At 72.1% G+C, this 24,026-nt stretch carries 25 protein-coding genes; 16 read left to right on the top strand and 9 right to left on the bottom strand.

Annotated elements, in window-relative coordinates; genetic code table 11:
- Position 1: 1 nt before the first annotated feature.
- Complete coding sequence (locus PH189_RS12800; protein ID WP_274189175.1) at positions 2 to 523, top strand: amino-acid N-acetyltransferase; 522 nt, start codon at positions 2 to 4, stop codon at positions 521 to 523.
- A gap of 98 nt (positions 524 to 621) precedes the next feature.
- Here the strand turns inward: PH189_RS12800 and PH189_RS12795 are convergent, their stop codons facing one another.
- Both PH189_RS12795 and PH189_RS12790 read right to left on the bottom strand, forming a co-directional pair.
- A complete protein-coding gene (locus PH189_RS12795) occupies positions 622 to 3,309 on the bottom strand; it encodes a DNA translocase FtsK (RefSeq protein WP_274189174.1) in 2,688 nt (895 codons plus the stop codon).
- Between the two features lie 156 nt (positions 3,310 to 3,465).
- Entirely contained in the window at positions 3,466 to 4,221 is a 756-nt protein-coding gene (locus PH189_RS12790; RefSeq protein WP_274189173.1) for a hypothetical protein, read from the bottom strand.
- Positions 4,222 to 4,965: 744 nt separating this feature from the next.
- Here PH189_RS12790 and PH189_RS12785 point away from each other — a divergent pair.
- The 12 genes from PH189_RS12785 (at position 4,966) to PH189_RS12730 (ending at position 13,361) form a co-directional block, all read left to right on the top strand.
- Positions 4,966 to 5,430 (top strand): MSMEG_3727 family PQQ-associated protein, encoded by a 465-nt coding sequence (locus PH189_RS12785; protein WP_274189172.1) that lies wholly within the window; start codon positions 4,966 to 4,968, stop codon positions 5,428 to 5,430.
- 14 nt (positions 5,431 to 5,444) lie between these two features.
- Positions 5,445 to 7,133 (top strand): PQQ-dependent dehydrogenase, methanol/ethanol family, encoded by a 1,689-nt coding sequence (locus PH189_RS12780; protein WP_274189171.1) that lies wholly within the window; start codon positions 5,445 to 5,447, stop codon positions 7,131 to 7,133.
- Positions 7,134 to 7,180: 47 nt separating this feature from the next.
- Positions 7,181 to 7,270, top strand: coding sequence for a pyrroloquinoline quinone precursor peptide PqqA (gene pqqA / locus PH189_RS12775; protein WP_274189170.1), 90 nt, complete (start codon positions 7,181 to 7,183; stop codon positions 7,268 to 7,270).
- A 94-nt stretch (positions 7,271 to 7,364) separates the two neighbouring features.
- Positions 7,365 to 7,583, top strand: coding sequence for a rubredoxin (gene rd / locus PH189_RS12770; protein WP_274189169.1), 219 nt, complete (start codon positions 7,365 to 7,367; stop codon positions 7,581 to 7,583).
- A 12-nt stretch (positions 7,584 to 7,595) separates the two neighbouring features.
- Positions 7,596 to 8,360: a ribonucleotide-diphosphate reductase subunit beta gene (locus PH189_RS12765; protein ID WP_274189168.1), complete on the top strand. Its 765-nt coding sequence runs from the start codon at positions 7,596 to 7,598 to the stop codon at positions 8,358 to 8,360.
- Between the two features lie 74 nt (positions 8,361 to 8,434).
- Positions 8,435 to 8,527, top strand: a complete 93-nt coding sequence (pqqA, locus tag PH189_RS12760; RefSeq protein WP_274189167.1) for a pyrroloquinoline quinone precursor peptide PqqA — start codon at positions 8,435 to 8,437, stop codon at positions 8,525 to 8,527.
- Between the two features lie 88 nt (positions 8,528 to 8,615).
- A complete protein-coding gene (gene pqqB, locus PH189_RS12755) occupies positions 8,616 to 9,542 on the top strand; it encodes a pyrroloquinoline quinone biosynthesis protein PqqB (protein WP_274189166.1) in 927 nt (308 codons plus the stop codon).
- Positions 9,543 to 9,547: 5 nt separating this feature from the next.
- Positions 9,548 to 10,291 (top strand): pyrroloquinoline-quinone synthase PqqC, encoded by a 744-nt coding sequence (gene pqqC / locus PH189_RS12750; RefSeq protein ID WP_274189165.1) that lies wholly within the window; start codon positions 9,548 to 9,550, stop codon positions 10,289 to 10,291.
- The gene (gene pqqD / locus PH189_RS12745; protein WP_274189164.1) at positions 10,288 to 10,578 is read left to right on the top strand and encodes a pyrroloquinoline quinone biosynthesis peptide chaperone PqqD; all 291 of its coding nucleotides are present in this window, start codon (positions 10,288 to 10,290) and stop codon (positions 10,576 to 10,578) included. Before pqqC ends, pqqD begins: the two co-directional genes overlap by 4 nt.
- Positions 10,571 to 11,725: a pyrroloquinoline quinone biosynthesis protein PqqE gene (gene pqqE, locus PH189_RS12740; protein ID WP_274189163.1), complete on the top strand. Its 1,155-nt coding sequence runs from the start codon at positions 10,571 to 10,573 to the stop codon at positions 11,723 to 11,725. The genes pqqD and pqqE overlap by 8 nt, the downstream gene beginning before the upstream one ends.
- 179 nt (positions 11,726 to 11,904) lie before the next feature.
- Entirely contained in the window at positions 11,905 to 13,053 is a 1,149-nt protein-coding gene (locus PH189_RS12735; RefSeq protein ID WP_274189162.1) for a sodium:calcium antiporter, read from the top strand.
- Positions 13,054 to 13,097: 44 nt separating this feature from the next.
- The gene (locus tag PH189_RS12730) at positions 13,098 to 13,361 is read left to right on the top strand and encodes a hypothetical protein (protein WP_274189161.1); all 264 of its coding nucleotides are present in this window, start codon (positions 13,098 to 13,100) and stop codon (positions 13,359 to 13,361) included.
- A gap of 78 nt (positions 13,362 to 13,439) precedes the next feature.
- On the opposite strand, the gene fdhA is transcribed toward PH189_RS12730, so the two are convergent.
- Entirely contained in the window at positions 13,440 to 14,648 is a 1,209-nt protein-coding gene (fdhA, locus tag PH189_RS12725) for a formaldehyde dehydrogenase, glutathione-independent (RefSeq protein WP_274189160.1), read from the bottom strand.
- A 225-nt stretch (positions 14,649 to 14,873) separates the two neighbouring features.
- On the bottom strand, positions 14,874 to 15,467 hold the full coding sequence (locus PH189_RS12720) for a hypothetical protein (protein ID WP_274189159.1): 594 nt from the start codon (positions 15,465 to 15,467) through the stop codon (positions 14,874 to 14,876).
- A gap of 50 nt (positions 15,468 to 15,517) precedes the next feature.
- Between PH189_RS12720 and PH189_RS12715 the strand changes: the two genes are divergently transcribed.
- Positions 15,518 to 15,901 (top strand): NUDIX hydrolase, encoded by a 384-nt coding sequence (locus tag PH189_RS12715; RefSeq protein ID WP_274189158.1) that lies wholly within the window; start codon positions 15,518 to 15,520, stop codon positions 15,899 to 15,901.
- Between the two features lie 13 nt (positions 15,902 to 15,914).
- Here PH189_RS12715 and PH189_RS12710 read toward each other — a convergent pair whose 3' ends face one another.
- The 3 genes from PH189_RS12710 to thyX form a co-directional block, all read right to left on the bottom strand.
- Complete coding sequence (locus tag PH189_RS12710) at positions 15,915 to 17,705, bottom strand: ribonuclease J (RefSeq protein WP_274189157.1); 1,791 nt, start codon at positions 17,703 to 17,705, stop codon at positions 15,915 to 15,917.
- A 154-nt stretch (positions 17,706 to 17,859) separates the two neighbouring features.
- Positions 17,860 to 18,492, bottom strand: coding sequence for a TIGR03085 family metal-binding protein (locus PH189_RS12705; protein ID WP_274189156.1), 633 nt, complete (start codon positions 18,490 to 18,492; stop codon positions 17,860 to 17,862).
- A 30-nt stretch (positions 18,493 to 18,522) separates the two neighbouring features.
- Positions 18,523 to 19,275 carry an FAD-dependent thymidylate synthase gene (thyX, locus tag PH189_RS12700; RefSeq protein WP_274189155.1) on the bottom strand — a complete coding sequence of 251 codons (753 nt, stop codon included), beginning with the start codon at positions 19,273 to 19,275 and terminating at the stop codon, positions 18,523 to 18,525.
- 95 nt (positions 19,276 to 19,370) lie between these two features.
- On the opposite strand from thyX, the gene PH189_RS12695 reads away from it, so the two are divergent.
- Both PH189_RS12695 and PH189_RS12690 read left to right on the top strand, forming a co-directional pair.
- Entirely contained in the window at positions 19,371 to 20,207 is an 837-nt protein-coding gene (locus PH189_RS12695; protein WP_378015046.1) for a toxin-antitoxin system HicB family antitoxin, read from the top strand.
- The gene (locus PH189_RS12690; RefSeq protein ID WP_274189154.1) at positions 20,204 to 21,121 is read left to right on the top strand and encodes a DUF4097 family beta strand repeat-containing protein; all 918 of its coding nucleotides are present in this window, start codon (positions 20,204 to 20,206) and stop codon (positions 21,119 to 21,121) included. Before PH189_RS12695 ends, PH189_RS12690 begins: the two co-directional genes overlap by 4 nt.
- Before the next feature lie 158 nt (positions 21,122 to 21,279).
- Here PH189_RS12690 and PH189_RS12685 read toward each other — a convergent pair whose 3' ends face one another.
- Positions 21,280 to 22,035: a succinate dehydrogenase/fumarate reductase iron-sulfur subunit gene (locus PH189_RS12685; protein WP_274189153.1), complete on the bottom strand. Its 756-nt coding sequence runs from the start codon at positions 22,033 to 22,035 to the stop codon at positions 21,280 to 21,282.
- A 12-nt stretch (positions 22,036 to 22,047) separates the two neighbouring features.
- Positions 22,048 to 24,024, bottom strand: coding sequence for a fumarate reductase/succinate dehydrogenase flavoprotein subunit (locus PH189_RS12680; protein ID WP_274189152.1), 1,977 nt, complete (start codon positions 24,022 to 24,024; stop codon positions 22,048 to 22,050).
- Positions 24,025 to 24,026: the final 2 nt, after the last annotated feature.

Genomic DNA, 24,026 nt, shown 5'->3' with positions numbered 1-24,026 from the left:
GGTGAGCCCCTCGCCCGAGACAGCCGCGCCGGTCCTGCTGAGGAGGGCCCGGACGGCCGACGTCCGCGGCATCAAGACCCTGGTCGACTCGTTCGCCGACGACAACATCCTGCTGCGCAAGCCCCTGGTCACCCTGTACGAGACGGTCCAGGAGTTCCGGGTCGCGGTGCGCGGACGGGAGGTCGTCGGCTGCGGGGCGCTGCACGTGCTCTGGGAGGACCTCGCCGAGATCCGCACCATCGCCGTCGACCCGCGCATGCAGGGCGCGGGCATCGGCCACGCGCTCGTGGAGGAGCTCGTGGCCCAGGCGCGGGCCCTCGGCCTGCGCAGCCTGTTCGTGCTCACCTTCGAGCTCCCCTTCTTCCAGCAGCACGGCTTCCGCGAGATCGAGGGCTCGCCGGTGGCCCCCGAGGTCTACGCCGAGATGCTGCACTCGGCCGACGAGGGCGTGGCCGAGTTCCTCGACCTCGCCTACGTCAAGCCGAACACCCTCGGCAACAGCCGGATGCTGCTCGACCTGTAGGGCGGCGCGGGATCGGCCGCTCGCCGCGAGTTCTCCCGCGGACGCTTCGGTTTCCGAAGCGTCCCGACCGGGTCCGCGGCGGCGGACGACGAGGCCCCTCAGATGTCGTCGTCCGGCACGCGGGTGTCGGCCTCGCCCCCGCCCGCCGACGGCGCCGGCTCGCCCCGCAGGGACGCCAGCAGGTCGGGCAGCTCGTCGGGCTTGAACAGCACGTCGCGGGCCTTCGAGCCCTCGGACGGTCCGACGACGGCGCGGGTCTCGAGCAGGTCCATGAGCCGCCCGGCCTTCGCGAAGCCGACGCGCAGCTTGCGCTGCAGCATCGAGGTCGACCCGAACTGGCTGGTGACGATCAGCTCCGCCGCGGCCACGAGCAGCTCGAGGTCGTCGCCGATGTCGGCGTCGATCTCCTTCTTCTCGCCGGCGGCCTCGGTGGTGACGCCCTCGGTGTAGTCCGGGTCGGCCTGTTCCTTGCAGTGCTCGACGACGGCGCTGATCTCGTCGTCGGCGATGAACGCGCCCTGCAGGCGGTTGGTCTTGCCCGCACCCATGGGCAGGAAGAGGGCGTCGCCCATGCCGATGAGCTTCTCGGCGCCGGGCTGATCGAGGATCACGCGCGAGTCCGTCAGCGACGACGTCGCGAACGCCAGGCGCGACGGCACGTTGGTCTTGATCAGGCCGGTGACGACGTCGACGGACGGGCGCTGCGTCGCGAGCACCAGGTGGATGCCGGCGGCGCGGGCCTTCTGCGTGATCCGGACGATCGCGTCCTCGACGTCGCGCGGGGCGGTCATCATGAGGTCGGCGAGCTCGTCGACGATGCACATGATGTACGGGTAGGGCCGGTAGACGCGCTCGGAGCCGAGCGGCGCGGTGATCTCCCCGGAGCGCACCTTGCGGTTGAAGTCGTCGATGTGCCGCACACGGTTGGCCTGCATGTCCGTGTAGCGCTGTTCCATCTCCTCGACCAGCCAGGCCAGCGCGGTGGCCGCCTTCTTCGGCGAGGTGATGATCGGCGTGATCAGGTGCGGGATGCCCTCGTAGGGCGTCAGCTCGACCATCTTCGGGTCGATGAGGATCATCCGGACCTCGTCCGGCGTCGACCGCGTGAGCAGCGACACCAGCATCGAGTTGACGAAGCTCGACTTGCCGGACCCGGTGGAGCCGGCCACCAGCAGGTGGGGCATCTTCGCCAGGTTGGCCGTGACCATCCGGCCCTCGATGTCCTTGCCGAGCCCGATGACCATCGGGTGGGTCTCGGCACGGGCGGTCGGCGAGTTCAGGACGTCGGCCAGGCGCACCATCTCGCGGTCGGCGTTGGGCACCTCGATACCCACCGCGGACTTCCCGGGGATGGGGGCGAGCAGCAGGATCCGGTCGGTCGCGGCGGCGTAGGCCAGGTTGCGGTGCAGCGCGGTGATCTTCTCGACCTTGACGCCGTGCCCGAGCTCGACCTCGTACCGGGTGACGGTGGGACCGCGGGTGAACCCCGTGACCTCCGCGTCGACCTTGAACTGCTCGAGGACCCCGGTGATCGCCTCGATCATCGCGTCGTTCGCCGCACTGCGGGCCTTGGGCGGGTCGCCGGGGATCAGCAGGTCGGGCGGCGGCAGGCGGTAGTCGTCGTCCTCGCCGGGCTCGCGCTGGGAGCTGAACGACGCCGCGGCCTGCGGGTCGGGCTCGGTCTCGGGCGGCGCGGTCACGTCGGGCACGGCGGCGGGTGCCGCCGCGGCGGGCCTGCGCTTCTTCGCGGGCGGCGCGGGGGCGGCGGCCTCGGGCTCGGCGACGACCGCCGCAGCACCCTCGGGAGGTGTCGTGAGGTCGGGCACCGCGCCCGGGGTGCGTTCGCGGTGGCGGGCCGGGTGCGCGGCGGCGTCCGGGTCCGGGTCGTCCTCGGCGGCGTCCTCCCCGCGACGCCGACGGCGGATCCGCGTGGTCGGCGCCGTGCCGTCGTCCCCGTCGACGTCGACGTCCTCGGGACCACCCCACTCGTCGTCGGGGTACTCGCCGGTGACGAGGGCGCGCAGGCGCTCGCCGACCTCGCGGACGGGGGTGCCCGTGAGCACGAGCAGGCCGTAGAGCCCGACGAGCACGAGCACGATGCCGGCGATCCAGGTGGTGACGCCGCGGGCCAGCGGGTCGGCGACGACGGCACCGATCACGCCCCCGGCGGCGCGCCGACCGCCGAGGTCACGGGGTGAGCCGGTGACCAGGTGCCAGACGGCGAGCACGGCGACGCCCAGCAGGAGCGCGCCCACGACGCTGCGCGGGCGGGTCTCGGGCACCGGGTCGGTGCGCAGGAGGATGACCGCGACGCCCAGCAGGACGACGGGCAGGACCAGGGCGGCCGCGCCGATGATCGTGCGCAGGCCGATGTCCAGGCCCGCGCCGACCGGGCCGCCGGCCCCCCACCACACCCCGGCGGCGGTGAGGACGGCGAGCACCACGAGCCCGAGAGCCACACCGTCGCGGCGGTGGGCGGCGTCGACGTCCCGGGCACGTCCCAGGGTGCGGACCAGGGACCCGAGGCCGCGCGCGGTGAGCACCCAGCCACCGTGCAGCGTGCGCACGATCGGCCCGGGTCCGCCTCGTCGTACGGGCGCACGACCCTTCGTCGTCCGGCCCTTCGACCCGCCGGTGGGACGCCGCCCACCCTTCGACGGCGGGCGCTGCTGGGGCGACCGGGTCGGGGTCTGCGGGCCGGCGCCGGTGCGGCGGGGCGTCCGGCCGCCGGTCAACGGGCGGCTACGGGACGCGCGCTTGTCTGGTGTCTCGGTCCGCCCGGCCATGCCGTCACGGTATCCCGGGCGCACCACGAGCCCCGGTAGCCACACGCGCCACCACCCGGCCGGTGCTCGTTCGGGGCCGGGGCACCGGAGGGTCAGGCCGCAGGAGAGTCAGGCCGCAGGAGAGTCAGGGCGCGGGAGAGTCAGGGCGCGGGAGAGTCAGCGACCGGCGTGGTAGCCGACCTCGTCGGCCCACACCGAGGTCTTCTGGACGTACTCCCCCGCGCAGGTGACGTCGCGCTCGGCGATCAGCCGCTCGAACGCCGCCGCGGTGGCGACCACCTCCGGCGGGCAGCACCGGGTGGAGAGCTCGAGGAGCTCCCGTCCGCTGGGAAACCGGAAGTGCTCGAGGTCGGCCCGGCTCAGCCCCTCGGCCGCCGCGACCTTGACCCGCCGCACCACCAGCGGGCCGTGGACCAGGAGCTCCTTGAGCAGGTCGTCGTCGACGGTCTCGCTGCCGCCGCCGCAGGCCCACGTCTTCTGGGCGGGCGAGAGCAACTGCCGCGACTCGGCCGAGCCTGCGATCACCGCGGCGGCCGCGGCGCGATCGATCTCGCGGCGCACCTCGATGTCCTGCCACACGCCCCCCGGCACGACGTCGTACTCCACGCGCGCGCCCCGGGGGATCGCCGGGGGCCGCCCGGTGCCGCCATGCCGCGTGGACACGCAGAGGTCGAAGCGCCCGCGGGCCCGGCGGCGCAGGCGGATCTCGACGCCGGCGCGGATCAGGTCCAGCGAGGGGGTGTCGACGAGGTAGGACTCGCGCACGCTCCACGTCGGGGACGGACGTCCCGTCAGGGCCTCGGCCGCCGCGCCGGCCGGGGGCACGAGCAGCGACTTCATCTCGACGCTGGCGGTGTCGTCCCCCGGGCCGTCCAGCTGGGCGAGTGCCTCGGCCGCCGCGAAACTGCCCACCGATCGACCTCCTGCCGGACCCCATGTCGGTCCCCGTCGCCGGCATCGCCCTGCCGCGACCATAGCTCCGCGCGGTGACCCGGGACACCTCGGGACGAGGAAACTGGCGGGTTGGACAGGTGCCCTGCGCGGGCGCGACGAGCCGTGATCCACAGGGCCCCGATTCCGGAAGTCGGAACGCCGTCGAGATTTCTCGGTCGCCGTCGTTTCCCCTGGCGAGCCCGGTCGGAAGGGCCGGATCGCCGTGATCGAGAGCGCCGACGGACCGATCGGACCCTTGCCGATCACGGACCGCATCCCTATGGTCACCTGTGGCTCAGCACACACCGTTGGTCGACCGACTGGCTCCGCTCGTCGTCGATCACGTCGTGTCCTGCCGCCCAGCGGTCGAGACCCTCGGCCAGACGGTCCTCCGGGATCGTGGCGGCACCTGCTGTACGCCGTCTCCGAGGTGTCCCCGGGACGGCGACGGCCAGGAGGAGCACATGGGAGTGCCCGAGCATGCGTCCACGGACGCGCTCGCGCCGGGGCGCATCAGCTCCGGCAGCACGGCCTCCTCCTCCCCGCACGTCGATCCCGCCGTCCGCCGGGTCGAGGGCACGCGGCTCGTCCGGCCGGGAGAGCACACAGCTCCCGGTCGTCCCGAGCCCGCGTGACCGTCGACGACGGAAGGGCCGGGCTGGTTCACGTGGTGGCCGTGCCACCACGAGCAGGAAGTCCGCTAGTGACGAGGAGGGATGGCCGATGACGGCCACGGATAGCGATCGCGAGTCCGAGCTGCATGCAGCGGGACTGGACGGACAGAACAGGACGGCCCTGGGCCGACTGCTCGGTACCGGCGGCATCGGTTACGCCGAGGAGGGATCGGACGGGGTCATGCGGGCCACGGTCCGCATCCCGGAGGACCAGCTCGTCTGGGAGCCCTCGATCCTCGTCTTCCCGCACGGTGGCGAGATCGAGCTCACGCTGATCAACGACGACAAGAACACGCACTGCGCGGTGCTGCCCAACAACGGTGACCCCAAGATCATCTGGATGGTCAACCACTCCAAGGGCACGGCGCGGCTCAACCTGGGCGGACCGGGCACGTACTACTACGGCTCCACCACCGGCAACGACGAGGGCCGCGGGCTGACCGCCGCGCTCGTCTTCGGTGGCGAGGTGCCGGACTCGGCCAAGCTCGACCGTCCCCCGCAGCCGCGCCCGTAGAGAGGAACCCGTCAATGACTGACTACGTGGACGCCGGCGAGGCCGTCCCCCACAAGACCCTGAGCGCCGTCAAGGGACAGGCCCCGCAGGTCAGCAACGTCGACTACGAGCGCATCCAGAACGCGGCCTCGGAGCCGCACAACTGGATCACCTACTACGGCACCTACGACGCCCAGCGGCACAGCCGGCTCGACCAGATCAACAAGGACACCGTCAAGCGCCTGAGCCCCGCGTGGGTGTTCCAGGCCGGCTCGACGGGTCTGCACTCCGGCTCCTCGACGTACTCGTTCGAGGCGTCCCCGCTCGTGGTGGACGGCGTCATGTTCGTCTCGGGCCCGGAGGGCAAGGTCTGGGCGATCGACGGCAAGACCGGCGAGGAGCTGTGGCGCTACAAGCACGCCTCCCCGTACGACGTCTCGCTGTGCTGCGGCAACGTCAACCGGGGCGTCGCGGTGGGCCACGGCAAGGTGTATATGTACACCCTCAACGCCCACCTCATCGCGCTCGACGCGGAGACCGGCGACCTGGTCTGGGACGTCACCAACGGCGACGTGCGCGCGGGTGAGTCCGGCTCGGTGGCCCCGCTGATCGTCAAGGACAAGGTCATCGTCGGCAGCGCAGGCGGCGAGTTCGGTGTCCGCGGCCACCTGGACGCGTTCGACGCCCAGACCGGCGAGCGCCAGTGGCGCTGCTACACGGTGCCGAAGCCGGGCGAGCCCGGCTCGGAGACCTGGCCGGACGACGGCGAGGCCTGGCAGCGCGGCGGCGCGAACTGCTGGATCACCCCCTCCTACGACCCGGAGCTCGAGCTCCTGTTCCAGGGGACGGGCAACCCGGCGCCCGACTTCGACGGCGGTGTGCGCGAGGGCGACAACCTCTACACCGACTCGACGGTCGCCATCGACGTGAACACCGGCGAGATTCGCTGGCACTACCAGTTCACGCCCCACGACCTGTGGGACTACGACTCGACGATGGAGAACCTCCTCTTCGACGCTCCGGACGGGCGCAAGCTGCTCGCCCACGCGGACAAGAACGGCTACTTCTTCGTCCTCGACCGCACGAACGGCGAGCTCGTCCGCGTGTTCCCGTTCGTCGACCGCATCACCTGGGGCGACATCAGCCCCGACGGCAAGGTCACGCCGAAGGTGTACCCGGACGAGGAAGGTGTCCCGGTGCACTTCTGGCCGGGCCCGGCCGGCGGCAAGGAATGGACGCACATGGCGTACAGCCCCAACACGGGGCTGATCTACGTGCCGGTGCAGGAAGTCGGCGCGACGGCCACCCGCCGTCGCCGCGAATTCAAGGAGAGCATCCCCTACTGGGGTGCCGGCGTGGCCGTCGACCTCGACGACCACTACGGATTCGTGGCCGCCATCGACCCGCTCACGGGCGAGGAGAAGTGGCGCTGGCGCAACGAGTACCCGATGTGCGCCTCGACGCTGACCACCGCCGGTGGTCTGGTCTTCCAGGGCACGCCGACCGGCGAGTTCGTCGCCCTCGACGAGCAGACCGGCGAGAAGCTCTGGTCGTTCCAGTGCGGCAGCGGGCACCACAGCAGCCCGATGTCGTACAGCATCGACGGCCGGCAGTACATCGCGGTGCCCACGGGCTGGGGCGGCTGGGTCGAGGGCTTCCTGCCCGGCCTGCTCGGCGCGGCGGCGGGCGACGCCCTGTTCGTCTTCGCCCTGCCCGAGAACTAGTTTTCCGCTCCGGCGGGATCGCGAGACCTGTGAGAGGAGGTCACGAGATGGAGCTCCACGTGTGGGAGGCCCCGCAGTTCGAGGAGATCGGGGTCGCTCCTGAGGTGACGATGTACGTCGCCCAGATGGACGACTGATCGACTGACACCGGGAGGGGCGCCGGACCTCGCAGGTCCGGCGCCCCTCTCCGGTTTCGGGACCGCCCGGGCCGGAGAACCGTGGAGAGAGGGTATGACCGTCGAGGAGACGCTGGCGCCGCCCGAGGCCCCACGTTGGCTCTGCGAACTGTGCGGATTCATCTATGATCCGGAGGAGGGCGACCCCGACAGCGGCATACCGCCCGGGACGGCCTTCGAAGACATCCCGGACGACTGGATGTGCCCGATCTGCGGAGCCGAGAAGTCCGACTTCCGCATGCTGGAACCGGGAGAGCACCTCCCGGGGATGTGAGGATGCTGATCAATGATCACCGGGTACGGCCACTTCGTCCAACTCGCGGAATCACTGCAGTGGGACGAGACCGCCATCGACCTCACCACGGACATCGAGTCCTGGACGAAGCTCGAGGACAGCGAGTACGACCAGATCCTCGGGCTGATCGCCGGCTTCTGCGTCGGTGAGACGTCGGTGGCCCTGCACCTCGGATCGTTCCAGTCGAAGGCCACCGTCGACGACGCGATGGCCGGCTGCTTCGAGGCGCAGGCCCGCGACGAGGCCCGGCACGCCCGCTTCTTCGACCGCGTCGTCGGCGAGGTCGTCGGCGTCCCGGGGAAGAACCTCAACGAGCGGCTCCAGGTCCTGCGTGAGCGGGTGAGCCCGGAGCTCCTCGAGCTGTTCGAGGAGCGCCTGCCGGCCATCGCCCGCGGCCTCGCCGAGTCCGACGAGGAGCTGACCACCGCGGTCGGGCTCTACCACATGATCCTCGAGGGCGTGGTCCTCACGGCCGGGCAGCACGCGCTGCTCGACGCCCTCGAGAAGTTGTCCGTCCCCATGCCGGGGATGCGCAAGGGCATGGAACTGGTGCTGCGCGACGAGCGCTGGCACATCGGTTTCGGCTCACGGGTCATCCAGAGCGCCGACCTCGTCGACAACGACCTCGAGAAAATCCTCAACGAGGGCTCGAAAGCGGCCTGGGCCTGGGGCGACCTCATCTCCTCCAAGGACATCGAGAAGGTGGACCAGCTCCACAAGCGCCGCCTCAAGTCCGTCGGGATCAAATTCTGGTGATCCCCGAATCACTGCTGCGGTCCGCCGCGGCAGGTAGGTTGGACCGACCGTTGAGAAAGGAGGTGGCATCAGACATGGAGACGCTCGCCGTGTGGGAGACCCCGCAGTTCGAGGAGTTCGGCGTCGCCCCCGAGGTGACGATGTACATCGCTCAGCTCGACGACTGACCAACGTCACCGCGAGGGGCGCCAGGATTGCTCTCGGCGCCCCTCGCGTGCGTTGTACCGGAAATGCTCAGGAGGAGGACGTCTCACGATGTGGGTGCGGGTGCTGGGAGCAGGCGCCGGTGGCGGCTTCCCCCAGTGGAACTGCGGGTGCCCGGGTTGCCGCGCCGTCCGCGACGGTTCCCGCCCGACCCGGCCGCGCACCCAGTCGTCGATCGCCGTCAGCGCCGACCGGACCACCTGGTTCCTGGTCAACGCCTCCCCCGACCTCCGCAGCCAGATCGAGGCCACGCCCGCGCTGCAGCCCCGTTCGGGACGCGAGAGCCCGATCGCCGCGGTGCTGCTCACCGACGCCGAGCTCGACCACACGATGGGTCTGCTGCTCCTGCGCGAGGGTCCGGGCATCGAGCTGCATGCCTCCGACGCCAGCGTCGAGACCCTCACCGGGGGCACCGGCTTCCTGCCGACCCTGGAGCGCTACACGGCGGTCGACCGGCGGCGCGTCGTCCCCGGCGAGACCGTCGCGCTCGGCGAGGGCCTGTCCTACCGCGCGTTCGACGTACCGACGGTGAAGAAGAAGCGGTTCGCGGACGACGCCGCACGGAGCTCGTCCACGGTCGGAGCCGCCTCGGACGTCGGCCGGGTGGTGGGCTACCGCCTCACCGACACCGCGAGCGGGCGCGTCGCGGTGTACCTGCCGGGCGTCCAGGAGATCACCCCCGCGGTGCACGACGAGCTCGCGGCCGCGGACGTCGTGCTGGTCGACGGCACGACGTGGACCGACGACGAGATGATCCGCCTGGACCTGGCGTCCAAGACCGCCCGCGACATGGGGCACATGGCCGTCGACGGTCCGGACGGGAGCCTCGCGGTCCTGGCCGGCCTGCCGGCGGAACGCAAGATCTACGTACACATCAACAACACGAACCCCATGCTGCTCGAGGACTCCCCCGAGTACGCCACGGTGGTCGCCCGCGGCGCGGAGATCGCGACCGACGGGCTCGAGGTGGAGGTCTAGAGCGGATGACCGCGACGCACGACGTGACCCACGAGGTGGCGGGGACGAACGGCGCCGGACACGGCGGCGCCGTGGGCCCGGACGCGCTCGTCGAACGCCTGCGGTCCCAGGCCACCCGCTACCACAGCGAGCACGACTTCCACGTCCGGATGAACGCGGGCGAGCTCTCCCCCGCCCAGATCCGGGGCTGGGTGGCCAACCGGTTCTGCTACCAGGAGGCGATCCCCCGCAAGGACGCCGCGATCCTGGGCAACTGCCCCGACCGCGAGATCCGGCAGCGCTGGATCCGGCGCATCACCGACCACGACGGGACCGAGACGACCGAGGGCGGCATCGAGGCCTGGCTGCGCCTCGGCGAGGCCGTCGGGCTCGACCGGGCCGAGCTGCTCGACGGGCGGCACATCGTGCCCGGCGTCCGGTTCTCGGTCGACGCCTACGTGGTGTACGCGCGCACCCGGCCCTGGCTCGAGGCCGTGGCGTCGTCGCTCACCGAGCTCTTCGCGCCGGGCCTCATGGCCGAGCGCCTCGCGGCGTTCGAGAAGCACTACACCTGGATCGACCGCGACGGCCTCGACTACTTCCGCAACCGGCTGCACCAGGCCCCGCGCGACTCCGAGCACGCCCTGGAGATCGTCACCGAGCGCTGCCGCACGGCCGAGCAGCAGGACGCCGCCGTCGCCGCGCTCGCGTTCAAGAACGACGTGCTCTGGGCGATGATGGACGCCATCGACCGGGCCTATCCGGCATGACCGGCACCGTCCCGCTCACCGGCCGCCCCGCGCTCGCCCGGTTCGTCAAGATGCGCTTCGACAAGGCGCGGGACCGTCAGGTGCTGCTCGGTCCGGAGACGGTCGTGACGCTCAACCCCACCGGCGCCGACATCCTCGGTCTCTGCGACGGGACCCGGAGCGTCGCCGACATCGTCGACGAGCTCGGCCGGCGGTACGACCGCGTCGTCGACGACGAGGTGACGCAGTTCCTCGCCCAGCTCGTCGCCCGTCGCTGGATCGCCATCGAGGAGGACACCGGTGCCTGAGACGACGGTGGACGGCCCACTCGGTCTGCTCGCCGAACTGACGCACGCCTGCCCGCTGTCGTGCTCGTACTGCTCGAACCCGCTGGAGCTCACCAAGCGCTCCGCGGAGCTGGCCACCGCGGACTGGCACCGCGTGCTCGACGAGGCCGCGGACCTCGGCGTGCTGCAGAGCCACTTCTCGGGTGGCGAGCCGCTGCTGCGCCGCGACCTCGTCGAGCTCGTCGGGCACGCGAGCTCGCTCGGGATGTACACGAACCTCGTCACCAGCGCGATCGGTCTGTCCCGCCCGCGTGCGCAGGCGCTGCGCGACGCCGGCCTCGACCACGTGCAGGTCAGCATCCAGGCCGACGAGCCCGTGCTCTCCGACCGTCTCGCCGGCATCTCGTCGTTCGACAAGAAGATCGAGGCGGCCCGGCTGGTCAAGGAGCTGGGGTGGCCGCTGACCCTCAACGTCGTGCTGCACCGCCAGAACATCGACCGCGTCGAGGCCATCCTCGGCTGGGTGGAGGAGCTCGGGGCCGACCGCGTCGAGCTCGCCAACACCCAGTACTACGGCTGGGCGCTGGCCAACCGGTCCGCGCTGCTGCCGAGCCGTGAGCAGCTCGAGAACGCGGAGAAGGTCACCCGGGCGTTCCGCGAGCGCCTGCGGGACCGCACCGACGTCATCTACGTCATCCCCGACTACTACAGCCGCTACCCCAAGCCCTGCATGGGCGGCTGGGGCGATCGCCAGCTCGTCATCGGGCCCGAGGGAAACGCCTGGCCGTGCCTGTCCGCCCACGAGCTGCCGCTGCCGAAGGCGAACGTCCGGGAGCACCCCCTGGACTGGATCTGGCGTTCGTCGCCGATGTTCACCGCGTTCCGGGGCACCGACTGGATGCCCGACCCGTGCCGCAGCTGCGAGCGCCGCGAGGTCGACCTCGGCGGGTGCCGCTGCCAGGCCTTCCAGCTCACCGGGGACATGACCCGCACCGACCCGGTCTGCGTGCTCTCGCCCGATCGCCACCTCATCGACGAGGCCGTCGCGGCGGCGAACGACCCCGCCACCGCCGACCCCGCCGAGCAGGTCGGCCCCGTCCCGGTCGGGTCCGGGCCCGTCGGGCTGGGGATGCCGGAGCTCGCGGTCCGGCCGCATCGCGCCGATTGATCTGGGCGGGATTGAACTGGGCGGGACTGATCCGGTCGGGTTTGATCACCGCTCGCAACGGCACGAGTGACCTGCGCTACACAGCCGAGTGACCGTGTCAACCCGTTGAAACACGGGCCCGTGACGATCACCATATGGCGGCCACCTCACCAGGCGTCGGTTGAGCAAGGAGCCGTTTCGTGATCCCCATCCTCCAGTTCGTCCTGGGCATCGCGGTGCTCGTGTACAGCGCCGAGAAGCTCATCGGATATCTGGTGGGCGTCTCCAGCCGATGGGCGATCTCGCTCTTCCTCATCGCCGTCGTCTTCACCGGGATCGAGTTCGACGACCTCGCCTTCGGCATCGTGCTCAACCTCGAGGACCTCAGCGAGGTGGCCCTCGGCACCGTCGTCGGGACGACCACCGCGATGACCGGCATCGTGCTCGCCCTCGCGGCGATCATCGCGCCGACCCCGGTGGACGTCCCGAAGGACTACCTCGTCCTGTTCGTCCTCGCGCCGATCATCATGTTCGCGCTCGCGCTCACCGGGGCCCTGACGGTCCTCACCGGCGTGGTGCTGCTCCTGCTGTTCGTGGCGTTCGTCGGCTGGGTGGCCTACCGCGAGTACTCCGCGCGACGCCCGGTGTGGCGCAACGCCGAGGTGTACGAGCAGCTCGAGAAGGCCGGCGTGACCGCCGGAGGCGGCACGGCCACCCTGACCCGTGAGGGCGGGGGCGGTGACGGCCCGAGCGCCGGCACCGACGGCAGTGGCACGGGTACGGGCACGGGCGGCGGCACCGGCCCCGGCGGTCACGGCGGCTTCGAGCTGCCGGCCGACCTCCGCATCGACCAGGGCTTCCTCAAGGCGCGTCAGACCTCGCCGGTCGGCACCGTCGTCCTCGCGGTCCTGGCCCTGGTCGGCCTCGTCGTCGGCGCCGTGGTCGCCGGTGCGGGCACCGAGGGGATCCTCGACGAGTTCGCCATCGAGGGCACGGTCTTCGGCGTCACGATCGCGACGTTGGCGCTATCGCTCGAGGACATCTTCCTCACGGTCGAGCCCGCCCGCCGGGGCGCGCCGGAGATCGGCATCGCCAACGTCATCGGGAGCGTCGTGTTCTCCGTGACCGGCAAGCTCGGCATCATCCTGCTCGTCGGCGGGGCCATCACCATCGACGACGACACCCTCGCCTGGCACATGCCGGTCCTGCTCGTGATGACGGTGATCGCGGCGGTCTTCCTGGCGACCGGCCGGCTGCGTCGCTGGCACGGCATGGTGCTGCTCGGCCTCTACATCGCCTACTTCGTGATCAGCCTGGTGATCTTCGGCGAGGTCCCCGTCGACGACTGAGCCGGACCCACCGAGGACACGCCCACCGGAGAGGACGACGCGACGTGACGAAGGATCGAGTCGGGGCCGGCCTCGCCGCGCTGGCCGCCATCATCGGGTTGTGGCTGGTGTTCCAGTTCCCCCAGTCCCCGGGTGACGACGACGGCGACGACGCTCCCGCGGGCCCGGCCACCGGCCAGATCGCCCCGGCGCCGGGCGTACTGCCGCCCGGACAGGTCCAGCCGCCCGCCCCGGGCGGCCAGGTGCAGCAGCCGCAGGCCCCCACCCCGCCGGACGCCGACGGCGATGACGACGACGGGGACGGCTAGGACGTCCCGACCGTCCGGACGTGATCGTGCGGCCGCGCTCCCTCACGGGGAGCGCGGCCGCACGTCGTTGTGGTCAGGTCAGTGGGCGATCATGCCGTGCGGGTCGATGACGAACTTCTTCGCTACGCCCGAGTCGAACTGGGCGTAGCCCTGCGGGGCATCGTCGAGGGAGATGACGTCCGCGTTGACCGCCTTCGCGATCTGCACCTTGTCGCGCAGGATCGCGTTCATCAGCTGCCGGTGGTAGCGCATCACCGGGCACTGCCCGGTGGTGAACGAGTGCGACTTCGCCCAGCCCAGACCGATGCGGATCGAGAGGCTGCCCTCCTTGGCCGACTCGTCCGGGGCTCCCGGGTCGCCGGTGACGTACAGGCCCGGGATGCCCAGCCTCCCCGCCGCGCGCGTGACCTCCATGATCGAGTTCAGCACCGTGGCCGGGGCCTCGCCGGCGTCCTTGCCGTAACCGCGGGCCTCGAAGCCGACGGCGTCGACCGACGCGTCGACCACGGGCTCGCCGACGATCTGCTCGATCTTCTCCGGCAGCGTGCCGTCCTCGGTGAGGTCGACGGTCTCGCAGCCGAACGACCGGGCGTGGGCGAGCCGCTCGGCGTTCATGTCCCCGACGATCACCGCCGCCGCACCGAGCAGCTGCGCCGACGCGGCCGCGGCGAGCCCGACCGGTCCCGCACCCGCGATGTAGACCGTCGATCCCGTCGTCACGCCCGCGGAGACGCAGCCGTGGTACCCGGTCGGGAAGATGTCCGACAACATCGTCAGGTCGAGGATCTTCTCCATCGCCTGGTCCCGGTCCGGGAACTTCAGCAGGTTCCAGTCGGCGTAGGGGACCATCACGTACTCGGCCTGACCGCCCTGCCAGCCACCCATGTCGACGTAGCCGTAGGCGGAGCCCGGGCGGTCGGGGTTGACGTTGAGGCAGACCCCGGTGTGCCCCTCCTTGCACATCCGGCACCGCCCGCAGGCGATGTTGAACGGCGCGGAGCACAGGTCGCCCTGCTTGATGAACTCGACGTCGCGGCCGACCTCGACGACCTCGCCGGTGATCTCGTGGCCGAGGATCAGGCCCGGCGGCGCGGTGGTGCGGCCCCGGACCATGTGCTGGTCCGAGCCGCAGATGTTGGTGGCGACGAGCTTGAGGATCACCCCGTGCGGGCACTTCCGCCCGACGTTGGCGGGGTTCACCCCCGGCCCGTCCTTGAGCTCCAGGCTCGGGTACTCGATGTCCTGGACCTCGACCTTCATGGGCTCGATGTAGGCGACGGCCTTCATGGGCGCTCCTCAGGGGGGTCGTCTCGCCGACTCGGACGGCCCCGGCCGGGGCCGCCGCGGCGGGCTGACTCCGTGATCCTCCGCCGCGTGGTGGCGTGTGTCACTCGCGCGGTCGCACCAGGACGGACCCCTGGACGTTCCAGCGATCAACGCTCTCCGCGGTCGCCCGACTCTCGTCGGTGACCGGTGAGGGGCCCGCGCTCCCCCGTCAGCTCCAGCCCGACCTCACCCGACCCCGGCGAGCAGCAGGACCGCGGTGGTCACCCCGGCACCGACGACGACACCGGCGACGACCTGCGCCGCGGTGTGGGCGCGCAGCACGAGACGCGCCCAGCCGACGAGGGGTACGGCGAGCCAGGACAGCGCCCACCACGGCCCGCCGAGCAGGGTCAGGACCGCCGCCGCCGCGGCCACGACGGCGGTGTGAAAGCTGATCTTCCAGACGAGCGTGATCGCCGTGGCCGCGGCGACCGTGACCAGCACGGCGATCTGCAGCGCGGTGATCGCCCGTGGCGCGCCGGCGACGAGCAGCACCACCACGCCGCTCGCGACCGAGAGCGCGGCCAGACCCAGCGGCACGGCCCGCTGCTCGCGCTCGCGCAGGTGGTGGTCGGTGTACCGTCCGCTGCGCACACCGCGGTCGACGATGAACGCCGGGATCGCCACGGTGAACAGCATCCCGACCAGCGACCACGCCACGCCCACCACCCCCACGGCCAGGGCACCGACCACGGGGTAGAGCACGGCGAGCAGCAGGGTCGGCGACGTCAGCGTGGTGACGCGCGAGGCGACCCGCCGGGCGGAGACGGTGGCGCTCACCCGCGGGAGCCTAGGCCGAGGACGACCACCGCCGAGCAGAGGAGAGACGCGTGGGCCGGGAGGCACAGCTCGTGCTGGCCGTGGTGACCGCACCCCCGGGGCGGGTGCTGCTCGTGCACCGGCCGGGTGAGTGGCCGCCGGCGATCCTCCCCGGCGGGCGCCCCCAGGCCCGCGAGTCCCCCGGCGCCACCGCCGAGCGGGGGTGCCTCGAGGAGGCGGGCGTCGAGATCCGTGCCGGGCGCCAGCTCGGGCGGCTCCTGAACGACGGGATCGCGACGATCTACGTCGCCGCCCGCCCGGTGCACGAGGTCGACCCCGAGGAGATCCCCATCAGCGTGCGCGCCGGCTGGTACACGCTGGACCAGGTCGACCTCGTGATCCCCGACCTGTGGGCGCCGGTGCGTCACCACCTGTCGAAGACGATCCGCCGGTGACGCCGCGACGCCCTCAGACGGGCAGGACCGTCGGCACGATCATCGGGCGACGGCGGTAGGTCTCCCCCACCCACTTGCCGACGACGCGGCGCACCGACTGCGCGATGCGATGGGTGTCGGTGATGCCCTCGGCCTCGGTGCGCGAGAGCTCCATCTCCACCAGCGAGACGACGTCCTCGAGCGCCTTGGGATCGTCGGAGAACCCGCGCCCGGAGATGCGCGGTGGCGCCACCGCGCGTCCCGTGGACGCCTCGACCGCCACCGTGATCGCGATGAAGCCGCCCTCGCCGAGCACGAGGCGGTCCGAGAGGGTCGACTCGCCGACGTCGCCGACCTGGTTGCCGTCGACGTAGACGTGCCCGACCTCGACCCGCCCGGAGATCGCGGCCCGCCCGTCGACGAGGTCGACGACCACGCCGTCCTCGGCGATGACCACGTTCTCGACGCCGGTGCGGCGCGCGATCTCGGCGTTGGCCCGCAGGTGACGCCACTCGCCGTGCACCGGCATGACGTTGCGCGGCCGCAGCGCGTTGTAGAGGAACATCAGCTCGCCCGCGCTCGCGTGGCCCGACACGTGCACCTTGGCCACGCCGGAGTGCACGACCTCGGCGCCGAGGCGCGTCAGTCCGTTGATCACCGCGAACACCGCGGTCTCGTTGCCGGGGATCAGGCTCGAGAGCAGGACGACGGTGTCGCCCGGGGTGATCGTGATCTGGCGGTGGTCGCCGCGCGCCATGCGCCCGAGGGCACTCAACGGCTCGCCCTGCGAGCCCGTCGACACGAGGACGACGTCCTTCTCCGGCATGGCCAGGGCGTCGTCGAGATCGACGAGCAGGCCGTCGGGCACTCCGAGCAGGCCGAGGTCGGTGGCGATGCCCATGTTGCGCACCATCGAGCGCCCGGTGAAGCAGACCTTGCGCTCGTGCTTCGCCGCGGCGTCGAGCACCTGCTGGACGCGGTGCACGTGGCTCGCGAAGCACGCGACGATCAGGCGGGATGGCGCGTCGCGGAACACCCCGTCGATCACCGGCGAGATGTCGCGCTCCGGGGTGACGAAGCCGGGCACCTCGGCGTTGGTGGAGTCGACGAGCAGCAGGTCGACGCCCTCGTCGCCCAGGCGCGAGAAGCCCGCGAGGTCGGTGAGGCGCCCGTCGAGGGGCAGCTGGTCGAGCTTGATGTCGCCGGTGTGCAGCACGGTGCCGCCCGGGGTGCGGACGGCGACGGCCAGGGCGTCGGGGATCGAGTGGTTGACCGCGAAGAACTCGCAGTCGAACGAGCCGTGGTGCCCGCGCTCGCCCTCGCGCACCTCGAGCAGGCGCGGCGTGAGCTGGTGCTCCTTGCACTTCGCCGCGACCAGCGCGAGCGTGAAGCGCGACCCCACGACGAGCAGGTCGGGACGCTGACGCAGGAGGAACGGCACGGCGCCGATGTGGTCCTCGTGCCCGTGCGTGAGCACGAGCGCGTCGACGTCGGAGAGCCGGTCCTCGACCGCCCGGAAGTCGGGGAGGATCAGGTCGACGCCGGGGGCCTCCTCCGACGGGAAGAGCACCCCGCAGTCGACGATGAGCAGGCGCCCGTCGTACTCGAGGACGGTCATGTTCCGCCCGATCTCCCCGATGCCGCCGAGGGCGACGACGCGCAGCGCGCCCTCGGGGGTCGGGGGCGGGGCGCCCTCGGCGCCGGGGGCGGACGACGTGGGCACGCCGGAGCCGCGCGCGCAGTCGTGGGTGGGCGGCGTCGAGCCGCGGCCCTGCGGAGGGCCTCCGCGGGGCGGCTCGGGGCGGCGGGCGGTCGATCGGCTCATCGGGCGCCTCCGTGGGCGCGGCGCGGCGAACGGGTGGTGATCAGGTCCTCCTGGGTGCGGGGGGCCGGGGCGGGGGTCCGTCCGGCCGTCGTGGGTGGGTCCTGGCGGGACCCGTCGCTGATGTCTGGGTGGGGTGATGTCGGGGGGCGTGCCTCTACAGGCCGCGCTCGAGCGCCATGACCGTGGCGACGTCGGCCGGCTCCCCCTCAGGGTGCACGACGCACTCGTCACGGCCGGCCGCGTGCAGCAGCAGCTCCCCCGGCTCGCCGGTGAGGATGACCGTGCGCGGGCCCGACTTCACGGCGTGCTCGGCACCGTCCGGGCGGCGCAGCGTCACGGCCACCGGGCTGGACCGGTAGGTCAGGCGGCCGAGGAGGCCGACCATGCGCCAGAGCTGGTGGTCGCGGGCCTCGTCGGGCGGACGGGGCGACCAGCCGGGCCGGGCACGGCGGACGTCCTCGTGGTGGATGAAGAACTCCTGGACGTCGACGGCGCGCAGCGGGGGCAGCGCCAGCGGGCTCCAGAACGGCGGGCCCGAGCGCAGGGTGCCGACCAGCTCGCCGAAGTCACCGTGGGCCACGGAGTCCTGCACGCGCTCGGTCCACCACGCCAGCGGCGGGATCAGGATGCCGGGCGCGGCGTCGAGGCGGCGCTCACGGGTGATGAGGTGGGCGAGCAGGTCGCGCGTGGTCCAGTCGCCGCAGAGCGTGCTCTCGTCGGGGCCGAGCTTCAGCAACAGGTCGGCGAGATCGCGACGCTCGGCGTCGGCGATCTGTGCGGCACTCATGGACTACTCCTACCCGGGGCGACCCGGGGTTCACCCCTCGGCGACGAAGGGGCTGCTGGCGACCTCGGACCCGCTGGGCAGCCGGGTGATCTCGAAGTCGGCGAAGACGTTGGGGACCTCGGCCTGCAGGATCTTCAGGCACATGATGGCGAGGTCGCGGATCTCGACGTCGGCGTGCTCACTGGCCCGCATGGCGATGAAGTGCCGCCAGGCGCGGTAGTTGCCGGTGACGACGATCCGCGTCTCGGTGGCGTTCGGGAGCACGGCCCGGGCGGCCTGGCGGGCCTGCTTGCGCCGCAGCGTGCGGTTGGGCTCGTCGGCGAAGCGCTCCTCGAGGCCCGCCAGGAGCTTCTCGTACGAGGCGAGCGCGGCGGCGCTCGCCTCGGCGAAGAGCTGGTGGAGCTCGGGGTCGTCGGCGATGACGTCGGGCTCCACCATCGCGGCGTCCCGCTCGGGCACGTAGCGCTGCGAGAGCTGCGAGTAGGAGAAGTGACGGTGCCGGATCAGCTCGTGGGTGAGGCTGCGCGACATCCCGGTCAGGTAGAAGCTCACCGACCCGTGCTCGAGCACGGAGAGGTGGCCGACCTCGAGGATGTGGCGCAGGTATCCCTCGTTGCTCGCCGTCGCGGGGTTCGGTTTGCTCCACGACTGGTAACAGGCGCGGCCCGCGAACTCCGCGAGCGCCTGCCCGCCGTCCGCGTCGGTCTCCCACGGGACCCCGGGCGGCGCCTGGAACTCGGTCTTCGCGATCAGCGTCACCTGGGGATACACGGTGTCGGCCACCCCCGCACGGTACGACACCGGTTCCGGCGTTCGCCCACGGCGGACGTGACACCACGATGGTGGCGCCCGCGTCGTCATGGTGTCACAGTGGTGTCATGGACCTGACACCGTACGTCGCCTCCCTGCGCGACGACCTCGCCGCGGCCGCCGCGGTCGGCGACGAGGCCACCACCCGGGCGGGCAGCTCGCTCGCCGCCGCCCTCGAGCCCGCCGTCCGGCTGGCGCTCATGAACGCCCTGTCCGACCTCGCGGGCGAGGTCACCGAGGCCCTCGGCGACCGCACCGTCTCGCTGCGCCTCTCGGGGCGGGAGGTGAAGGTGGCTGTGGAGCGAGCCGACCGTGACGCCTCCGGTGACGGCGCCGACGGCTTCTTCGCCGGGCCGACGTCGTCCCCGTTCGCCGGGACCCCCGGCGGCGGGCCCGGCGGGCCGCAGCGCCCCACCCCTCCCCCGCCGCCCGGGCCGGGCTTCTCGGGCGCCGACGCGTTCAACGCCGCCTTCGGGGGCGGCCAGGGGTTCGGCGGCCAGGGGTTCGGCGGCCGGGGCGGTCCCGACGTCGGCGACATCTCGCGGATGACCCTGCGCCTCGTCGACCAGATCAAGGGCCAGGCCGAGCGCGCCGCGGCGTCGCAGGGCATGAGCCTGAACTCCTGGATCGCCCAGGCCGTCCAGGGCGCCCTGCACGACAAGCAGCGCGGCGGCGGCTGGGGCGGCGGCTGGGGCGGCCGGGACGGCGGCTGGGGTGGCGGGCGTGACAGCGGCGGCGGCAGCGGCTGGACCGACGGGCGCCCGAACGACGAGCCGGTGCCGGAGAAGCCCAGGGACACCGCTGAAGACACCCCCGCGGACAAGCCCGCCGACACGTCCGGTCCGTCCGGCACCCCCGAGGCCGGCCCCGACGACGGGGGCGTCGACGGGTGGGTGAAGGGATGAGCTCGGCGCGCGAGGTCAACGGCACCGGCCCGGAGCCGGTGACCCTGGACGTCGCGCTCGACGCGGGCCGGGTGCGGGTGAACCTGGCGCCGCCCGCCGAGGACGGTGCCTCCCTGCGCGTCCGGGTCGAGGCCGACCCGGACGCCCCGGCCGGCTGGCTGCGGGGACTGGGCACGGTGCTCGGTTTCCTGGGCGTCGACCGTGACGGGCCGTCGTCGCCGGAGGAACGGGCCGAGGCGGCGGTCGCGGGCGCGACGCTGGAGTGGGAACCGGACACCCGGCGGGTCACCGTCCGCGGCCCGCGCGACCTCGGCCTGCGCGGCGTCCCGCTCGCGGTGACCGTGCGCGCACCGCAGGACTCGGAGCTCCGGGTGCGCGCGGGCGCCGCCCGGGTCGCCGTCGAGGGCCGCGCGGGGGAGGTCTCGGTGCACGGCACGGGCGAGGTCCGCCTCGACGAGGTGGCCGGGCGCACCGACCTGCGCTGTGGCGCCGGCGAGGTGAGCATCGGGCACCTGGGTGCCCCGCTGCGGCTCACCGGGGGCGCCGGCGGGGTCCGTGTCGACCACGTGCACGCGCCGGTCGAGATCACCACCGGCGCCGGGCGCGTGCGTCTGGGCGACGTGCACGCCGACGTGGCGGTCCGCGCCGCGGCCGGCGACATCGAGGTGGCCGACGCGGTCGCCGGCGACGTCGAGATCGGCACCGGCGTGGGCTCGCTGTGGGTGGGCGTGCACGCCGGCGTCGACGCGAAGGTCGTGCTGAACTCCGCGGTGGGCCGCGTGCGCAGCGAGCTGCCGGTGCGCGCCGACCGTCCCGACCAGCCCGACGGCGGGCCTCTGCGCGTGCGAGCGAGGACCGGCGCGGGCGACGTCACCGTCGCCACGGCCCGCCCCCGCCCGGCCCTGACCGCGTGAGCGGTGGCCCCCGGTTCGAGCGAGGGACGCCCCGGATGCGTCCGGCGCAGCGAGGGACGCCCTCGCTCGCCGGTGGTGCGCGCTCCTCGGACGCGCGAACGGCACCATCAGCCGGATAGAGCGGCTGGCGGTGCCCTTCGCGCGGAACCCAGGGCCCGCTAGTCCGAGCGCGCCCCCGCGAGCGTCGCGCCGAGGACGTCGTGGTTGAGCTGGGCGATCGAGGCCAGCGGGATGCCCTTCGGGCACACCTCGTGGCAGGCGCCGACGTTGGTGCAGCCGCCGAAGTCCAGCTCGTCCTGCTTGGCGAGCATGTTGATCGCCCGGGTCGCCCGCTCCGGCTGCCCCTGCGGGAGCAGTCCGAGGTGGGTGACCTTCGCCGAGGTGAACAGCATCGAGCTGCCGTTGGGGCAGGCCGCGACGCAGGCACCGCAGCCGATGCAGGTGGCGGCGTCGAACGCGTCGTCAGCCGAGACCTTGTCCACCGGGATCGCGTGCGCCTCGGGCGCCGAGCCGGTGTTGACCGAGATGTAGCCGCCAGCCTTGATGATCTCGTCGAACGCGCTGCGGTCGGTGACGAGGTCCTTGATCACCGGGAACGCCTTGGCCCGCCACGGCTCGATGTCGATCGTGTCGCCGTCGGCGAAGTGCCGCATGTGCAGCTGGCACGTGGTGGTGTTCTTCTGCGGGCCGTGCGCCGTGCCGTTGATGACCATGGCGCACGAGCCGCAGATGCCCTCGCGGCAGTCGTGGTCGAACGAGACCGGGTCCTCGTCGTCGAGCACGAGCTTCTCGTTGAGCACGTCGAGCATCTCGAGGAACGACATGTCGGGCTCGACGTCGTCCAGCACGTACTTCTTCATCTTGCCCTTGGCGTCGGGCGAGGCCTGACGCCAGATACGCAGGGTGAGCTTCACGTCGGTACTCCGCTACTTGTAGCTGCGCTGGCTCGGGTGCACGTAGGAGAAGTCGAGATCCTCCTTGTGCAGCACCGGCCGCTGGTTGTCGCCGCCGTACTCCCAGGCCGCCACGTACGAGAAGTTCTCGTCGTCGCGCTGGGCCTCGCCGTCCTCGGTCTGGTGCTCGACGCGGAAGTGGCCACCGCAGGACTCCTCGCGGTGCAGCGCGTCCATGCACATGAGCTCGGCGAGCTCCATGAAGTCGGCGACGCGGCCGGCCTTCTCCAGCGACTGGTTGAAGCCGTCGCCGGTGCCGACGATCTTGACGTCGCGCCAGAACTCCTCGCGCAGCGAGGGGATCCGGTCGAGCGCCTTCTCCAGGCCCTCCTTGCTCCGCGCCATGCCGCACTGGTCCCAGACCAGCTGGCCCAGCTCGCGGTGGAACGAGTCGACGGTGCGGTGCCCGTTGGCCGAGAGCAGCTTGTCGATGCGCTCGCGGGTCGCCTCGACGGCCTCCACGACGTCCGGGTGGTCGTCGGGGACGGCCTCGAACGGGGCGTCGGCGAGGTAGTCGGCCACCGTCGTCGGGAGCACGAAGTACCCGTCCGACAGGCCCTGCATCAGCGCGGACGCGCCGAGCCGGTTGGCGCCGTGGTCGGAGAAGTTGGCCTCGCCGCCCACGAACAGCCCCGGGATCGTCGAGCGCAGGTCGTAGTCGACCCACAGCCCGCCCATCGTGTAGTGGATCGCGGGGTAGATGCGCATCGGGACCTCGTACGGGTCGTCCCCGGTGATGCGCTGGTACATCTCGAAGAGGTTCCCGTACTTGGCCTCGACGGCCGGACGCCCGAGACGCTCGATGGCGTCGGAGAAGTCGAGGTACACGCCGAGCCCGCCGGGCCCGACGCCGTGCTCGGCGTCGCACATGTTCTTCGCGGCGCGCGAGGCGATGTCGCGCGGGACCAGGTTGCCGAACGCCGGGTACTGGCGCTCGAGGTAGTAGTCCCGCTCGTCCTCGGGGATGTCGTTGGGCGGGCGGTCGTCGCCGCGCTCCTTCGGCACCCACACGCGGCCGTCGTTGCGCAGCGACTCCGACATCAGCGTCAGCTTCGACTGGTACTCGCCGGACACCGGGATGCAGGTCGGGTGGATCTGCGTGTAGCAGGGGTTGGCGAACAGCGCGCCGCGCTTGTGCGCCCGCCACGCCGCCGTGACGTTGGAGCCCTTGGCGTTCGTCGACAGGTAGTAGACGTTGCCGTAGCCGCCCGAGCAGAGGATCACGGCGTCGGCCAGGTGCGTCTCGATCTGCCCGTTGAACAGGTTGCGGGTGACGATCCCGCGGGCCTTCCCGTCGACGACGATCAGGTCGAGCATCTCCGTACGCGGGTGCATCTCGACCGTGCCGGCCGCGATCTGGCGCTCGAGGGCCTGGTAGGCGCCGAGCAGCAGCTGCTGGCCCGTCTGCCCGCGGGCGTAGAAGGTGCGCGACACCTGGGTGCCACCGAACGACCGGGTGTCGAGCAGGCCCGAGTACTCGCGGGCGAAGGGCACGCCCTGCGCGACGCACTGGTCGATGATGTTGAGACTGACCTCGGCCAGGCGGTGCACGTTCGACTCGCGCGAGCGGAAGTCGCCGCCCTTGACCGTGTCGTAGAACAGCCGGTGCACCGAGTCGCCGTCGTAGCGGTAGTTCTTCGCGGCGTTGATGCCGCCCTGCGCCGCGATCGAGTGGGCGCGGCGCGGGCTGTCCTGGAAGCAGAACGACTTCACGTGGTAGCCGGCCTCGCCCAGCGTCGCCGCCGCGGCGCCGCCGGCCAGGCCGGTGCCGACGACGATGACGCTCATCTTGCGGCGGTTGGCCGGGTTGACGAGGCGCGCGGAGAACTTGCGGTCGGCCCACCGGTCGCCGATCGGGCTGTCCGGGGCACGGGTGTCGGCGATCGGGTCACCGACGACGTAGCGGCCCTCGCCCTGGGTCGCCGTGGGCTCCTGCTGGAGTTCAGACATCT

The sequence above is a fragment of the Actinomycetospora chibensis genome, assembly GCF_028737215.1.
In the GTDB taxonomy this organism is placed as follows: Bacteria; Actinomycetota; Actinomycetes; order Mycobacteriales; family Pseudonocardiaceae; genus Actinomycetospora; species Actinomycetospora chibensis.
Note: the sequence above shows the minus strand (reverse complement) of the source record. Positions and strands in the feature narration are given on the sequence as shown.

Coding starts and splice junctions, on each gene's coding strand:
- pqqA (WP_274189170.1), top strand. CDS start 7,181: ATGGAGCTCCACGTGTGGGAGGCCCCGCAGTTCGAGGAGATCGGGGTC.
- pqqB (WP_274189166.1), top strand. CDS start 8,616: ATGTGGGTGCGGGTGCTGGGAGCAGGCGCCGGTGGCGGCTTCCCCCAG.
- PH189_RS12795 (WP_274189174.1), bottom strand. CDS start 3,309: ATGGCCGGGCGGACCGAGACACCAGACAAGCGCGCGTCCCGTAGCCGC.
- PH189_RS12705 (WP_274189156.1), bottom strand. CDS start 18,492: ATGAGTGCCGCACAGATCGCCGACGCCGAGCGTCGCGATCTCGCCGAC.
- fdhA (WP_274189160.1), bottom strand. CDS start 14,648: ATGAAGGCCGTCGCCTACATCGAGCCCATGAAGGTCGAGGTCCAGGAC.
- rd (WP_274189169.1), top strand. CDS start 7,365: ATGACCGTCGAGGAGACGCTGGCGCCGCCCGAGGCCCCACGTTGGCTC.
- pqqA (WP_274189167.1), top strand. CDS start 8,435: ATGGAGACGCTCGCCGTGTGGGAGACCCCGCAGTTCGAGGAGTTCGGC.
- pqqD (WP_274189164.1), top strand. CDS start 10,288: ATGACCGGCACCGTCCCGCTCACCGGCCGCCCCGCGCTCGCCCGGTTC.
- PH189_RS12690 (WP_274189154.1), top strand. CDS start 20,204: ATGAGCTCGGCGCGCGAGGTCAACGGCACCGGCCCGGAGCCGGTGACC.
- PH189_RS12765 (WP_274189168.1), top strand. CDS start 7,596: ATGATCACCGGGTACGGCCACTTCGTCCAACTCGCGGAATCACTGCAG.
- PH189_RS12710 (WP_274189157.1), bottom strand. CDS start 17,705: ATGAGCCGATCGACCGCCCGCCGCCCCGAGCCGCCCCGCGGAGGCCCT.
- PH189_RS12680 (WP_274189152.1), bottom strand. CDS start 24,024: ATGTCTGAACTCCAGCAGGAGCCCACGGCGACCCAGGGCGAGGGCCGC.
- PH189_RS12780 (WP_274189171.1), top strand. CDS start 5,445: ATGACTGACTACGTGGACGCCGGCGAGGCCGTCCCCCACAAGACCCTG.
- PH189_RS12695 (WP_378015046.1), top strand. CDS start 19,371: ATGGACCTGACACCGTACGTCGCCTCCCTGCGCGACGACCTCGCCGCG.
- PH189_RS12785 (WP_274189172.1), top strand. CDS start 4,966: ATGACGGCCACGGATAGCGATCGCGAGTCCGAGCTGCATGCAGCGGGA.
- pqqC (WP_274189165.1), top strand. CDS start 9,548: ATGACCGCGACGCACGACGTGACCCACGAGGTGGCGGGGACGAACGGC.